This is a genomic window from Streptomyces sp. SA15 (assembly GCF_002291145.1).
Lineage (GTDB): Bacteria > Actinomycetota > Actinomycetes > Streptomycetales > Streptomycetaceae > Streptomyces.
In genome coordinates, this window is record NZ_NTGE01000008.1 from 1 (window position 1) to 13,991 (window position 13,991).

At 71.5% G+C, this 13,991-nt stretch carries 13 protein-coding genes and 1 pseudogene; 8 read left to right on the top strand and 6 right to left on the bottom strand.

Features of this window, described 5'->3' with window-relative positions:
• The 3 genes and pseudogenes from CLM62_RS50890 to CLM62_RS00725 all read right to left on the bottom strand — a co-directional run.
• Positions 1 to 159: pseudogene (locus CLM62_RS50890) on the bottom strand (pyridoxal phosphate-dependent aminotransferase); the annotation flags it as partial.
• A gap of 200 nt (positions 160 to 359) precedes the next feature.
• A complete protein-coding gene (locus CLM62_RS00720; protein ID WP_095747925.1) occupies positions 360 to 920 on the bottom strand; it encodes a hypothetical protein in 561 nt (186 codons plus the stop codon).
• 177 nt (positions 921 to 1,097) lie between these two features.
• Complete coding sequence (locus CLM62_RS00725; RefSeq protein WP_095747926.1) at positions 1,098 to 1,814, bottom strand: ANTAR domain-containing response regulator; 717 nt, start codon at positions 1,812 to 1,814, stop codon at positions 1,098 to 1,100.
• Positions 1,815 to 1,925: 111 nt separating this feature from the next.
• On the opposite strand from CLM62_RS00725, the gene CLM62_RS00730 reads away from it, so the two are divergent.
• Positions 1,926 to 3,065 carry a GAF domain-containing protein gene (locus CLM62_RS00730; protein WP_095747927.1) on the top strand — a complete coding sequence of 380 codons (1,140 nt, stop codon included), beginning with the start codon at positions 1,926 to 1,928 and terminating at the stop codon, positions 3,063 to 3,065.
• Between the two features lie 161 nt (positions 3,066 to 3,226).
• Here the strand turns inward: CLM62_RS00730 and CLM62_RS00740 are convergent, their stop codons facing one another.
• Entirely contained in the window at positions 3,227 to 4,024 is a 798-nt protein-coding gene (locus tag CLM62_RS00740; protein WP_095747928.1) for an RNA polymerase sigma factor SigF, read from the bottom strand.
• A gap of 244 nt (positions 4,025 to 4,268) precedes the next feature.
• Between CLM62_RS00740 and CLM62_RS00745 the strand changes: the two genes are divergently transcribed.
• From CLM62_RS00745 to CLM62_RS00775, 6 genes are all read left to right on the top strand, one after another.
• Positions 4,269 to 6,065, top strand: coding sequence for a thiamine pyrophosphate-requiring protein (locus tag CLM62_RS00745; RefSeq protein ID WP_095747929.1), 1,797 nt, complete (start codon positions 4,269 to 4,271; stop codon positions 6,063 to 6,065).
• Between the two features lie 289 nt (positions 6,066 to 6,354).
• Entirely contained in the window at positions 6,355 to 6,741 is a 387-nt protein-coding gene (locus tag CLM62_RS00755) for a DUF2795 domain-containing protein (protein ID WP_095747931.1), read from the top strand.
• Positions 6,741 to 7,175, top strand: coding sequence for a CBS domain-containing protein (locus tag CLM62_RS00760; RefSeq protein WP_095747932.1), 435 nt, complete (start codon positions 6,741 to 6,743; stop codon positions 7,173 to 7,175). The genes CLM62_RS00755 and CLM62_RS00760 overlap by 1 nt, the downstream gene beginning before the upstream one ends.
• Positions 7,172 to 7,858 carry a diguanylate cyclase gene (locus tag CLM62_RS00765; RefSeq protein ID WP_095747933.1) on the top strand — a complete coding sequence of 229 codons (687 nt, stop codon included), beginning with the start codon at positions 7,172 to 7,174 and terminating at the stop codon, positions 7,856 to 7,858. Before CLM62_RS00760 ends, CLM62_RS00765 begins: the two co-directional genes overlap by 4 nt.
• A gap of 6 nt (positions 7,859 to 7,864) precedes the next feature.
• Positions 7,865 to 8,407: a type 1 glutamine amidotransferase domain-containing protein gene (locus CLM62_RS00770; RefSeq protein ID WP_095747934.1), complete on the top strand. Its 543-nt coding sequence runs from the start codon at positions 7,865 to 7,867 to the stop codon at positions 8,405 to 8,407.
• On the top strand, positions 8,407 to 10,509 hold the full coding sequence (locus CLM62_RS00775; RefSeq protein WP_095747935.1) for a catalase: 2,103 nt from the start codon (positions 8,407 to 8,409) through the stop codon (positions 10,507 to 10,509). Before CLM62_RS00770 ends, CLM62_RS00775 begins: the two co-directional genes overlap by 1 nt.
• Positions 10,510 to 10,541: 32 nt before the next feature.
• Here CLM62_RS00775 and CLM62_RS00780 read toward each other — a convergent pair whose 3' ends face one another.
• On the bottom strand, positions 10,542 to 10,817 hold the full coding sequence (locus CLM62_RS00780; RefSeq protein ID WP_095747936.1) for a DUF6158 family protein: 276 nt from the start codon (positions 10,815 to 10,817) through the stop codon (positions 10,542 to 10,544).
• Between the two features lie 57 nt (positions 10,818 to 10,874).
• Here CLM62_RS00780 and CLM62_RS00785 point away from each other — a divergent pair, with 57 nt between their 5' ends.
• Positions 10,875 to 11,996 (top strand): Vms1/Ankzf1 family peptidyl-tRNA hydrolase, encoded by a 1,122-nt coding sequence (locus CLM62_RS00785; RefSeq protein ID WP_095747937.1) that lies wholly within the window; start codon positions 10,875 to 10,877, stop codon positions 11,994 to 11,996.
• 254 nt (positions 11,997 to 12,250) lie between these two features.
• Here the strand turns inward: CLM62_RS00785 and CLM62_RS00790 are convergent, their stop codons facing one another.
• The gene (locus CLM62_RS00790) at positions 12,251 to 13,870 is read right to left on the bottom strand and encodes an ABC-F family ATP-binding cassette domain-containing protein (RefSeq protein WP_095747938.1); all 1,620 of its coding nucleotides are present in this window, start codon (positions 13,868 to 13,870) and stop codon (positions 12,251 to 12,253) included.
• Between the last annotated feature and the right edge of the window lie 121 nt (positions 13,871 to 13,991).

Below are 13,991 nucleotides of genomic sequence, written 5' to 3' on the forward strand. Positions count from 1 at the left end.
CTCCAGCAGGGCGGTCCCGCCGCCGACCGGCTCACTGCCGGAGCGGCCCGCCGCCGCGGCGAGCACGGCGGACAGCTCGGGCAGCACCGGCAGCCCGTCCTCGGGAAGCGGCGGCCCGAACCGGACGGGGCCGTGGCCTTCCGGATCCGTCCGCCGCATGTGCACCTCCGTGTCGGGGGCTTGATGTTCTGTGCCGTCGGGTCCGTCGGGTACGTCGGGTCCGTGGGTCGTACGGGGCGGGTCGTGCCCTCGGGCTCTGAGTACCCAGGGTGGCGCCGGACCATGGGCCTCCGAGCGGGTTGCTCCAGTCACCCGGACGGGGGGCGGCGGTCCGGGGCAGCCCTCCTCAGCGGTTCGAGTCAGCTCTCCTTGGCGGGCTTCTTGCGGCGCAGCCGGTACACGGCGGCTCCGGATGCCCCCGCGATCAGCAGGCCGCCAGTGACCAGGGCGGGCACGGAGTCGGTGAAGGAACCGCCCTCGCCCGCGCGCACTCCGCGCGGAATGACCCCGCCGTCGCAGGAGTCGCCGTGCGACTCGGTGCAGGGGTGGCTGGTGTCACAGGACTTGCCGTGTGCCTCGGTACACGGCCGGCTGGTGGCGCAGGAGTCGCCGTGTGAACCGGTGTCGTGTGACTCGGTGTCGTGCGCCCCGGCGTCCTTCGACCCTGTGTCGTGCGCCCCAGTGTCGTGCGACCCGGCGTCCTTCGACCCTGTGTCGTGCGCCCCGGCGTCCTTCGACCCGGTGTCGTGCGCGTGCCCGCCGACCGGGTCGCAGGAGACCGAGACGGTGACGCCGCCGCCCGGGGTGACGCCGCTGGGCCTCACCTCGGCGGCCGGCTCCGCGAAGGCGGTCGGTGCGGCGAAGGACAGGGCGGCACCGGCCAGGACGGCGACGGACAGGGTACGGGCGGTGCGGCGCATGGAGGGGGCTCCTTCGGCCGAGGACAGGGCCGGGGACACGGCACACGTGCCCCCGCAGCCATCACAGCCCGCCCACCACCGGGCCGCGCGCGGCCGGACACCATTCGCGGGACGGGGACGGCCGAGCGGGTGACACGGCGGCGAGGCCCGGATTCCCTGCGGCCCTGGCTGCCGCCGTCAGTTCAGCAGCGACTCCAGCTCCTTCTCCAGCCCTCTGCCCCGCCGCTCCACGACGGCCGAGGCGACGTCCGCCAGTTTGCGGTTCGCGCCCTGTGAGATGCGCCGCAGCACGCCGAAGGCGGTCTCGGCGTCGCAGCCCAGGACGTGCATGACGATGCCGCAGGCCTGGTCGACGACCGGGCGGGAGCGCAGGGCGGTGCCGAGCTGGTCGAGCTCGGTGAGCGCGGCGCGGTAGGAGCGGTCGCGGACCAGGCAGGTCGCGGCGAGGTCGCCGAGTGCCCGGGCGGGCCCGTGCGGGGCGTCGGACAGGGCACCGGGCCGGAAGCTGTAGAGGCTGAGGGCCACCGTCAGCCCGGAGCGCCGGAAGGGGATCGTCACACTGGAGCGCACCCCCGAGTCGAGCGCCAGGGCGCGGTACTCCGGCCAGCGCTCCTCGCGCAGGAGGTCCGCGCAGTCCACGGTCTTCCCGCGGTCGAGCGAAGCCGGGATGGGCCCGTCACCGGAGTGGAGCTGCACCGCGACGAGCGCGGCGAGGTCGGGGTGGGTGACCGCGGCCGGCGGTTCGCCGGCGCCCTCGCTCACCATGCCGCTGGCACCGCAGCAGTCGGCGCTGCAGCGAACTGCCTGCTCGACCAGTTCCGACAGTCGCCGCCCGGGAAGGGCGGACTCGGCAGACTCCGTGCCCCAGGAGCCGGGGCGTCCGGTGTCCGGCATGCTGCTCGCCTCCTCTTGTGCGCACCTTCCCGGTGCCCCGGACGGAGAACGCCAACCACGGTTTGTGACCACCGCCGGTCGGGGCCGAGCCCGTCACGCTAGGTTCGTCGTATGACGCAGACGGACGAATTCGGTGAAGAGCTCGCGGATTTCGTACGCCGCGTCGCGGAGCTCAAAGCGGCCCGGTCCGCCTCGGGCGGGGACCTGCCGACGGTATTGGACGCGGCGATCTTCGAACTCGACCACGTCGCCGACCGGCTGTGGCCCTGGTACGAGCGGCTGTCCGCCACCGGCTCGTCCCGCGCTCCCTCCGGCGAACGTGTCGACCGTCAGGAGCAGCAGTTGCTGCGCACGGTGTTCCAGCGCTTCCCGCAGCCGGTCGCGCTGGTGGACCGCGAGACGGTCGTACGACGGCTCAACTTCGCGGCGACCGCCTTCACCGGCGTCCGCGCCGGATACGCGACGGGCCGCCCCCTGACGGGGTTCCTCGCGCACGCCGACCGGGCCGCGTTCCGTTCCCAGGCCGCGGCGGTGGCGCGCGGCGAGGGCGACCGCGGCCTGACCGTCCACCTCCAGCAGCGCCCGTCGGTTCCGGTCCACGCGACCCTCACGGCCGTACACCCGCGCGGCGAGCCGCGCACCACGGTCCTGGTGGTGCTGCAGCCGGGCGGCTCCACGGTGCCCGCCACCCCGGCCCCGGCCGAGGGCGCGGCCGGCCGGGTCCCCGACCTCACCGAGGCCACCCGGCACGCGGTCCTGATGGAGCTTCTGGACACCATGACCACGACCCTGCTGACCACCCAGGCCCGCTTATCCCGTACGACGGTCCTGGAGCGGGCGGCACGCGTGCTGCACGGCCGCTTCGCCGACTGGGTGATCGCCGACACCGGCGCCGCCCGCCTGTCCCGTACGACGGTCCTGGCGCCCTCGGAGAAGGAGGCGGCCGCCCTGTCGGCGCAGGACCCGGCCGGCTGCCCCTTGGTCGTGGAGGCGGCCCGGGGCGGATCCACGGCCCTCCAGATCCGCCCGGAGGACCCGTACGCCTTCGGCCACGACGAGAACGGCACACCGGTCCTGGCCCGGGCGAACGTCACGTCACTGCTGTGCGTGCCGCTGAGAGTGGAGGGCGCGGTCCGGGGCGTCCTCACCCTGTTCCGCTGCGGCCCCCGCCTCGCCTTCTCGATGGCGGAGGCCCAGGCCATGGACACCATGTCCCGCCACATCGCGCTGGCGATGACGGGAACGCCCTAGATGGTGTTTTGAAAGTCCCGCACAGCACCCACGGCGCCCGGCACGCACCCTCGCCGCACCGGCCAAAGACCCAAGTAGCTCCGCTACGAGGGCCTTCGTCCGGCACGCCGAGGGCACGCACCGAACACCGCGGGCACCGCACAGGACTTTCAAAGCACCCCCTAGGCGGCGTCCCTCAGCACCTGCTCACGAACTCGCCCGCAACACCGGCTGATCAGCCGGGACACGTGCATCTGCGAGATCCCCAGCTGCTCGGCGATCCGGCTCTGCGTCATGTCTGAGAAGAACCGCATGTAGAGGATCGCCCGCTCTCGCTCCGGTAGCGCGGCCAGCCGAGGCTTCACCGCCTCCCGGTCCACGACCGTGTCCAGCGCCGGGTCCGCCGACCCCAGCGCGTCACTCAGCGAGTAGCCGTCCTCACTGCCGGGCAGCTCCGCGTCCAGCGACAGGGCCGTGAAGCTCTCCAGGGCCTCCAGGCCCACCAGGACGTCCTCTTCGCTCATGTTCGCGTGCTGGGCGATCTCCGCGACCGTGGGCCTGCGCCCCGAGATGGTCTGTGACAGGTCCTGGCAGGCGAAGCGGACGCGGTTGCGCAGGTCCTGGACTCGGCGGGGTACGTGCAGGGTCCACATGTGGTCGCGGAAGTGCCGCTTGATCTCGCCGGTGATGGTGGGCACGGCGTAGCTCTCGAACGCGTTGCCGCGCGACGGGTCGTACCGGTCGACGGCCTTGACCAGGCCGAGGGCCGCGACCTGGCGCAGGTCCTCGAAGCTCTCGCCGCGGCTGCGGAACCGTCCCGCGAGCCGTTCGGCCATGGGCAGCCATGCTTCGACGACCTGCTCACGGAGCGTGTCGCGCTCGTGGCCCGGGGGGAGTTCGGCGAGCCTGCGGAACGCCTGTGCCGTGTCGGGGGCGTCGTCGTGCGGGTGGTGCTTCGCGCTCACTTGATGAGTGGGCATGATGCGTCGCAACTCCCTTGGTTGTGCTCTGGGTTGGACGGTCACCGTGGGAGCGCGTCTGCGGTTCGGACAGACGCGCCCGGGGCGGCGTCCCGCCGCTCCCACGGACGTGCCTCCGGTCCGAAGCACTGTGAGTGCGCCTGCCCCCGGGCTCCGGCCGCAAACACCGGGCAGGTTTTCCGGGGGCGCGCGGGGTGACTCGTAGGGCTGCTGCCTGTGTCCCCCATGTCCGGGAGGTCCGTCCATGAGCACCAAGGTCTCCGACCACGTCCTCGAGCGGCTGCGCGAGTGGGGTGTGGAGCACGTCTTCGGCTATCCCGGCGACGGCATCAACGGCCTGCTCGCCGCCTGGGGGCGAGCCGAGAACCGGCCCCGTTTCGTCCAGTCCCGTCACGAGGAGATGTCCGCGTTCGAGGCGGTCGGCTACGCCAAGTTCAGCGGTCGTCTCGGAGTGTGCGCGGCGACCTCCGGTCCGGGCGCGATCCACCTGCTCAACGGGCTGTACGACGCCAAGCTGGACCATGTGCCGGTGCTGGCGGTCGTCGGCCAGACACACCGCACCGCGATGGGCGGCTCGTATCAGCAGGAGGTGGACCTGCACACCCTGTTCAAGGACGTCGCCTCCGACTTCGTGGAGACGGTGACGGTCCCCGAGCAACTGCCGAACGTGCTGGACCGGGCGATCCGCACCGCCTACGCGCGGCGCTGTCCTACGGCGGTCATCATCCCGGGCGACGTGCAGGAGCTCGACTACTCGCCGCCCACGCACGAGTTCAAGATGGTTCCCTCCAGCCTGGACCGCAGTGCCTGGACGGCGGTTCCGTCCGAGGAGTCCCTGCGGCGGGCGGCGGAGATCCTCGACTCCGGTGACAAGGTGGCGATCCTGGTCGGCCAGGGCGCGGCCGGAGCGCGGGTCGAGGTGGAGCGGATCGCCGAACTGCTGGGCGCCGGTGTGGCCAAGGCGCTGCTCGGCAAGGACGCCCTGAGCGACGAACTGCCGTACGTCACCGGGTCGATCGGTCTGCTGGGCACCCGTCCGTCGTACGAGCTGATGCGGGACTGCGACACCCTGCTGACCATCGGGTCGTCCTTCCCGTACACGCAGTTCATGCCGGAGTTCGGCAAGGCGCGGGGCGTGCAGATCGACATCGATCCGCACATGGTCGGGATGCGTTATCCGTACGAGGTGAATCTCGTCGGCGACGCGAAGGCGACGCTTCAGCGGCTGATCCCGATGCTGCAGACGGACCGCGGCGGACGCGAGTGGTACGACACGGTGTGCGACAACGTACGGCGCTGGCGCGAGGTGATGGAGCGGCGGGCGCAGCTGTCGGTCGACCCGATCAACCCGGAGTACGTCGCCCACGCCCTGGATCCGCTGCTGCCGTCCGACGCCATCGTCTCCTCCGACTCGGGGTCGGCGGCGAACTGGTACGCGCGGCATCTGACGATGCGGCCCGGTATGCGCGGGTCGCTGTCCGGGACGCTGGCGACGATGGGATGCGGTGTGCCGTATGCGATCGGCGCGAAGTTCGCGCATCCGGACCGGCCGGCGATCGCGCTGGTCGGGGACGGCGCGATGCAGATGAACGGGATGGCGGAGCTGATCACCGCGGCGAAGTACCGCGACCTGTGGGAGGACCCGCGGCTGGTGGTCGGGGTGTGGAACAACCACGACCTGAACCAGGTCACATGGGAGATGCGGGCCATGGAGGGCGCCCCGTCCTTCCTGCCCTCGCAGGAGATCCCTGACGTGCAGTACGCCGCCTTCGCCCGTTCGCTCGGGCTGACCGGGGTGCGGGTGGAGAAGCCGGAGGACGTGGAGGCGGGCTGGCGCGCGGGGCTCGAGGCGGACGGGCCCGCGGTGATCGAGTTCCTCACCGATCCGGCCGTACCGCCGATCCCCCCGCACGCCACCTGGGATCAGATGGAGGCCACGGCCGCCTCGATCCTCAAGGGCGACGCGGACCGCGCGTCCATGGTCAAGCAGGGCCTGAAGGCCAAGGTGCAGGAGTTCCTGCCGGGCCGCGAGAAGAAGTGACGGGAGCCGACGGGGGTGGGGTGACGGCCGGGTCGTACCGGTCGGCTCCCTGCCCTGGGTCCTGCCCCGGGTCCTGCGACAGCAGCAGCTCCTCGTATCGGCCCAGTGCCAGCACCACGCCGAGCATGAGGAGCGGGATGATCACAGCGAGCACCGCCATGGCGCGTCCTTCCCCAGGGATGTGCGGGGGGGTGGGGGGCCGGGTCTCCCGGCATACGGCGTGCAAACCCCGTGTCGGCCTCCGGTCTTCGGGTACGCGGTGCCCACCCCGGAAGGTCTGGAGGGAGACATGCAGCGAGGCAGCGACCGGTTGAGCCGCCACCGTGACGACGAGATGAAGCACGAACTGCAGGGTCTGCTCCGCTCCGGGCACCCCACGCGGACCGAGGAGTGGCACGACCCCGAACCGACCGCCGACGACGATCCCGAGATCGCGGGCGGGCCGGTGGCACCGGGGAGCTCCGGAGCGTCGCTGGAGGTTGTCCGGCTGGAGCTGGCCCGGATGCTGGGCCGCAGCGCGTTCCCCGCGCCCGCCGCGGACCTGGCTCGCGCCCTGCGCCGCAAGAACGCGCCCGACGCCCTCGTGGAGGCGCTGGAGCGGCTGCCGCGCAAGGAGCGCTACGCCAACGTTCAGGAGCTGGCGCGGGCAGTGACCCGGAGGGAGGGCCCGCAGTAATGGCCGATTTCGTGAGGGAGGTCATGACGCCGGGTGTGGTCGCCGTCCGCCCGGACGCCTCGCTGGTCGAGGCCGCGCAGCTGATGCGCGCGCAGGACATCGGCGACGTCCTGGTGGCCGACGGGCAGCACGTCGTCGGTCTGCTCACCGACCGAGACATCACGGTGCGTGCCGTCGCCGACGGCACCGATCCGCTGACCGTGAGCGCCCAGGCGGTGTGCACGCCGGATCCGGTGGTGGTCGCCCCGGACGACCCGGTGTCGGCGGCGGTCACGCTGATGCGTGAGCACGCGGTGCGCCGGCTGCCGGTCGTCGAGGGCGGACTGCCGGTCGGCATGGTGAGCCTGGGGGACCTCGCGGAGGCGCAGGATCCCGATTCGGCGCTCGCCGACATCAGCCGGGCCCTGCCGGACGACGGGCAGGGCCGGGTATGAGCCGGGGCCGCGACCAGGCCGCCGAGATCGCCGCCACGGGGGTCACGGTGGACGTCGGCGACGCGACCACGCGCTACTTGCTGTACGGGCTGCTGCCCAGCTGGTTCGTGCCCGGCCTCGCCGACTGGGTGATGCACCGGCGCACCCGGATCGAGGACACGGCGGGGACGAAGGAGTCCCTGATCCATTCGCTGATGATGGCCGAGGTCGGCGTGCCGATCGCGCTGACCCTGCGCTACGAGGTCAACCCGCTGCTGTTGTCCGTGCAGGTGGGCGGGGCCGCGGTGCACGAGGCGACCGCGCTGTGGGACGTGCGCACGGCGGTGAAGAGCGAGCGCGAGGTCAAGCCGGTGGAGCAGCACATCCACAGCTTCCTGGAGTCGCTGCCGTTCGGCGCGCTGGCCTCGCTGATGTGCCTGCACGCCGATCAGGTCAAGTCACTGCTGCGCGGCGGCCGCGACGACCCGGACGCCTGGCGCCTCGTACCGCGCCGGCGTCCGCTGTCGCCCGGCTACCTCGCGGGCATCGCCGCCGCGATCGGCACCTGTGTGCTCCTGCCGTACGGCGAGGAGCTGCTGCGGTGCCGGCGGGCGGCCCGGACACGGAAGAAGCGCGCGTCGAGCGACGAGGCTCACTGGCGTGCGCCGCGCTCCAAGAAGCCGCTTTTGAAGAAAGGTCGTTGAACCATCATGCGCATCGCGTTTCTGACGGCACCCCAAGGCGTCGAGCAGATCGAGCTGACCGATCCGTGGCAGGCGGCGGTGGACGCGGGCCACGAGGCCGTGCTCGTGTCGACGAAGTCGGGGAAGATCCAGGCCTTCCACCACCTCGACAAGGCGGACACGTTCCCCGTGCAGGAGGTCGTGGGCGAGACGTCGGCCGACTCCTTCGACGGGCTGGTCCTGCCGGGCGGGGTGGCCAATCCGGACTTCCTGAGGATGGACGACAAGGCCGTGTCGTTCGTGAAGGACTTCTTCGAGCGGGGCCGTCCGGTGGCCGCGATCTGCCACGCCCCCTGGACGCTGGTCGAGGCGGACGTCGTACGCGGCCGGGAACTGACCTCCTGGCCGAGCCTCAGGACGGACATCCGCAACGCGGGCGGCACCTGGGTGGACGAGCAGGTGAAGATCTGCGACCACGGGAACAACAAGCTGATCACCAGCCGTAAGCCGGACGATCTGAAGGCGTTCTGCGAGGCGTTCCTCGACGTGTTCGCCGAGGAGGCCGCCTGATGACTTTCCCCAGCGACCGCAAGCAGGACCAGCGAGAGGCCTTCCGCGCGGACGACCCGGCGGCCGGTCCGCTCACCACCGACCAGGGTGTGGAGGTCGACCACACCGACGACTCACTGACCGTGGGCGAACGCGGGCCCACGCTGATGGAGGACTTCCACTTCCGGGAGAAGCTCACCCACTTCGACCACGAGCGGATCCCGGAGCGGGTGGTGCACGCACGGGGCGCGGGCGCGTACGGCTACTTCGAACCGTACGAGTCCTGCGCGGAGTTCACCCGTGCGGCCTTCCTCCAGGACCCCTCCGTGAAGACGCCGGTCTTCGTGCGGTTCTCGACGGTGCAGGGCCCCAAGGGCTCCGCGGACACCGTGCGGGACGTGCGCGGCTTCGCCACCAAGTTCTATACGTCGGAGGGCAATTACGACCTCGTCGCGAACAACTTCCCGGTCTTCTTCATCCAGGACGGCATCAAGTTCCCCGACTTCGTGCACGCGCTCAAGCCGGAGCCGCACAACGACATCCCCACCGGCGCCTCCGCGCACGACACCCTGTGGGACTTCGTGTCGCTCCAGCCCGAGACGCTGCACGCGATCATGTGGCTGATGTCGGACCGGGCGATCCCGCGCAGCTACCGCATGATGCAGGGCTTCGGCGTGCACACCTTCCGGTTCGTGAACGCCGCGGGGCGCGGCACGTTCGTGAAGTTCCACTGGAAGCCGAAGCTGGGCGTGCACTCGCTGGTGTGGGACGAGGCGCAGGAGTGCCAGGGCCGCGACCCGGACTTCAACCGGCGGGACCTGTGGAACGCGATCGAGGCCGGCGAGTATCCGGAGTACGAGCTCGGCGTCCAACTCGTTCCGGAGGAGGACGAGTTCGCCTTCGACTTCGATCTGCTCGACGCCACGAAGATCATCCCGGAGGAGCAGGTGCCGGTACGGCCGATCGGCCGGATGGTGCTGGACCGCAACCCGGAGAACTTCTTCGCCGAGACCGAACAGGTCGCCTTCCACACCGCCAACATCGTCCCGGGCATCGACTTCACCAACGACCCGCTGCTCCAGGCCCGCAACTTCTCCTACCTGGACACCCAGTTGATCCGTCTGGGCGGCCCCAACTTCTCACAGCTGCCGGTGAACCGGCCGGTGGCACCGGTACGGACGAACCAGCGCGACGGCTATCACCAGAGCGCCCTGCACGGGGGCACGAACTACTTCCCGAACTCGCTGGGCGGCGGCTGCCCGGCCCACGCGGGCGTGGACGGGCACGCGTTCACGCACCACGCGGAACGGGTGGACGGGCACAAGATCCGGCGGCGCAGTCCGAGCTTTCAGGACCACCACAGCCAGGCCGCGCTGTTCTGGAACAGCATGGCGGACTGGGAGAAGCAGCACATCGTCGAGGCCTTCCGGTTCGAGCTCGGCAAGGTCGGCGCGATGACGGTCCGGGCCCGCACGGTCGAGCAACTGGGCAAGGTGGACGGCGAGTTGGCGACGGCGGTGGCGCGCGGCATCGGGGTGCCGGAGCCGTCCGAGCAGGAGACCGCACACAAGCTGGCCTCTCCCGCGCTGAGCCTGGAGTCGCTGCGCGGCGACGGCACGATCCGCACCCGGCAGATCGCCGTCCTCGTCGCCGACGGGGTCGACGCCGAACAGGTGACGTCGGCGCGGGAGGCACTGGCCGCCGAGGGCGTGATCGTGGAGGCGCTGGCGGCTACGGACGGCACCGTGCAGGGTGCCGACGGTGAACGGTATACGGTCGACCGTGCACTGCCGACCGTCGCCTCCGTACTGTATGACGCCGTCCTGCTGCCCGGCGGCCCTGTGGGCACGCCGCCGAACGCCGCCGATCAGGACGCGATGCGCTTCGTCCGGGACGCTTACCGGCACGGGAAGCCGGTGGGCGCGCTCGGCTCGGGCGTGGGGATCCTTTCGTCGCTGGAACCGGAGGGGCTCAGGCTGTCCTCCGAGTTCCACCACGTGGTGACCGACCAGGGCGTGGTGACGGACACCTCGCCGGGCACCGCGAGTGAGGACTTCCTCCGGGCGTTCGTGGACGCCGTCGCGGCGCACCGCCACTGGGACCGGCCTCCGCTGCGTTGCTGAGCCCAGCGGCCGGCCCTTGGCCGGGAACGCGGTCAGCTGCGGGGAGTCGACTCCCCGCACTCGCGTTCCCGGGCGCCTTCACGGGTGCGGCCCGCGGCGACCGGGCGGCGCGGGTTGCGGCGCAGGTATTCGCCCTCCAACTGCGCCATGCGCTCGTTGTGGGCCCGCAGCGCGTCGTTCGAGCCGTACAGCAGGGTGTCGTGGCGCGTGCGGTGGATGGTCTCCAGCTCCTTCATGAGCTGCTGGTCGTCCAGCCGGCTGGGGTCGATACCGGTCATGGTGGTGCCCCGCTCGTCGTGTTCGTTCATGCGGTTCGGGTACCCGCCCGGCAAGCACTACCCCCAAGCGGCATCCGGGAGGGAGCCATGGATCTCGCCTTTCTGCATCCACTCTACGAACATCCGGGCCCCTGGGCCTCTGTGTACGTCGACACCTCCCGGCATACGGAGGACACACCCCACGAACGGCATCTGACGGCGGTGGCCCTGTCCGAGGAACTGTCCCGGCAGGGTGCCGACGAGGAGACCTGCCGGGCCGTACTGGAGGCGCTGGAGGAGTTGCGGCACTCCTCCGAACCGCACGGACGGGCCCTGTTCGCGCGGGCCGGCGCGGTGGTACTGGACCCGCCGCTGGCCAGGGCGCCGGACGGCGACAGCGCGCACTGGGCGCCCCTGCCGCACACCGCGCCACTGCTGGAGCTGGCCGGTGAGGACCCGGTGTGCATCGTGGCATACATCGACCGCAAGGGCGCCGACTTCGAGCTGCGCAGTGCACTCGGTCGACGGGATGCCGGCGCGGTCGCCGGTCGACAGTATCCCGTGCACCGTACGAGCTCGGCCGACTGGTCCGAGCGGCATTTCCAGCTGCGGGTGGAGAACACCTGGGAGCACAACGCGGCCGAGATCGCCGACGCGCTCGCCGTCTGCCAGGAGGAGACCCGGGCCGACCTGCTGATCCTGGTCGGTGAGCAGCGGGAGCGGCGGGCCGTGCACGAGCGGCTGCCCAAGCGGCTGCACGATCTCGTCGTCGAGGCCCCGCACGGCACCGGCAGCAGGTTGCTGGACGAGGACGTGGAACGGGCGCGCGCCGAACACGTGCGGCAGCGGGCGGAACGGGAGCTGGAGCGGTTCCTGGCGGCACGCGAGCCCGGGGACGACGGGCGCGCCGGTGCCGTGGAGGGCGTCCCCTCCCTGGTCGAGGCGGCGCGTGAGCACCGTATCGACGAGTTGCTGATCCGGCCGGACGGTCCCGACGCGCACCGCGAGGTGTGGATCGGCGAGGACCCCGACCAGCTGGCGGTGCGCCGTACGGACCTGAAGATCCTCGGCGAGCAGCACTCCTGGCCGGCCCGTGCGGACGATGCGCTGATCCGCTCGGCGGTCGCGACGGGCGCGCCGGCGATCTCGGTGACCTCGGCGGCGCCGGAGACCAGGACCGAGCAGGAGGCGCCGGTGGGCGGCTTGGGCGCGCTGCTGCGCTGGACGTGAGCGGACGCCGGTCGACAGCCGTCGGTCGACCGCTGGCCGCTGGCCGCTGGCCGCTGGCCGCTGGCCGCTGGCCGCCAGGCGACCGCCGCCAGTCGCCAGTCGCCAGCCGACAACCGACCGAGATCCGACAGCCGACCGTCGGCAGCCAACCGTCGACCGTCGACAGCCGTCCGTCGATCACGGACAGCCAGTCGACCGACGACGGCCGACCACCGACCACCGACCACCGACCACCGACCACCGACCACCGACAGTCAGCGAACCCGTTCCACCCGCCGTTCGTCCCACACCGGCTCCGCCGTCTCCCGCACCCGGCCGTCGCTCCCGAAGACCAGATAGCGGTCGAACGAGCGAGCGAACCAGCGGTCGTGGGTGACCGCGAGGACCGTGCCGTCGAAGGCCTCCAGGCCCTCCTGAAGGGCCTCGGCGGACTCCAGGTCCAGGTTGTCGGTCGGCTCGTCGAGCAGCAGAGCCGTGACGCCCTGGAGCTCCAGCAGAAGGATCTGGAAGCGGGCCTGCTGGCCGCCGGAGAGGCGGTCGAAGGTCTGTTCGGCCTGGCCCGTCAGCTCGTAGCGGCGTAGCCGGGACATCGCGGCGCCCCGGTCCTGGGCGTGCTCCTTCCACAGGATGTCCAGCAGCGTGCGTCCCTCCAGCTCGGGATGCGCGTGCGTCTGGGCGAAGTGCCCGGGCACCACGCGGGCACCGAGCTTCCACGCCCCCGTGTGCGCCACGTCGTCGCCGGCCAGCAGGCGCAGGAAGTGCGACTTGCCGGAGCCGTTGGAGCCGAGGACGGCGACGCGCTCTCCGTAGAAGACCTCCAGGTCGAAGGGCTTCATCAGCCCCGTCAGCTCGAGCCCCTCGCAGGTCACGGCCCGGACGCCGGTACGGCCGCCTTTGAGCCGCATCCTGATGTCCTGCTCACGCGGCGGCTCCGGCGGCGGTCCGGCCTCCTCGAACTTGCGCAGCCGGGTCTGGGCGGCCTGGTAGCGGGAGGCCAGCTCATGGCTGATCGAGGCGGCCTGACGCAAGTTCAGCACCAGCTTCTTCAGCTGCGCGTGCTTCTCGTCCCAGCGGCGGCGCAACTCCTCGAAGCGCGCGAAGCGTTCGCGCCGGGCCTCGTGGTAGGTGGCGAAGCCACCGCCGTGCACCCAGGCGTCGGCACCGGCCGGAGAAGGCTCCACCGACACGATCTTCTCGGCGACGCGGGCGAGGAGTTCGCGATCGTGGGAGACGAACAGGACCGTCTTGCGGGTCTCCTTCAGCCGCTCCTCGAGCCAGCGCTTGCCGGGCACGTCGAGGTAGTTGTCGGGCTCGTCGAGCAGCAGCACCTCGTCGGTGCCGCGCAGCAGCGCCTCCAGGACCAGCCGCTTCTGCTCACCGCCGGACAGGGTGCGCACCTGCCGCCACTGGGCGTTCTCGTACGGCACGCCGAGCGCGGCCGTGGTGCACATGTCCCACAGCGTCTCCGCCTCGTAGCCGCGGGCCTCGGCCCAGTCGGCGAGGGCCTGCGCGTACGCCAGCTGGGCGGCCTCGTCGTCGACGGTCATGATGGCGTGCTCGGCCTTGTCGACGGCCTCGGCGGCCTCGCGGATGCGGGTCGGTGCGACCGACACGAGCAGGTCCCGTACGGTCGTCTCGTCCCGTACGGAGCCCACGAACTGCCGCATCACGCCGAGGCCGCCGCTGACGGTGACGCTTCCGCCGTGCGGTTTCAGCTCGCCCGAGATCAGCCGCAGCAGGGTGGTCTTGCCGGCACCGTTGGGTCCGACCAGGGCCACGACGGCCCCTTCGCCGACCCGGAAGGACACATCGCCGAGCAGCGCCCTGCCGTCGGGGAGGTAGTACTCGAGGTGCGCGGCTTCCAGGTGTCCCATGAGGAGCCAGTGTGGGGTCACGCGACCCCGCCGACAAGCCGTTTTCCGACGGCCTGTTCCGGTGAAGGACCCGTGACCCGTATGGCGCCGTACAGGATCCGCGCGGGGCGGGGTACACGCA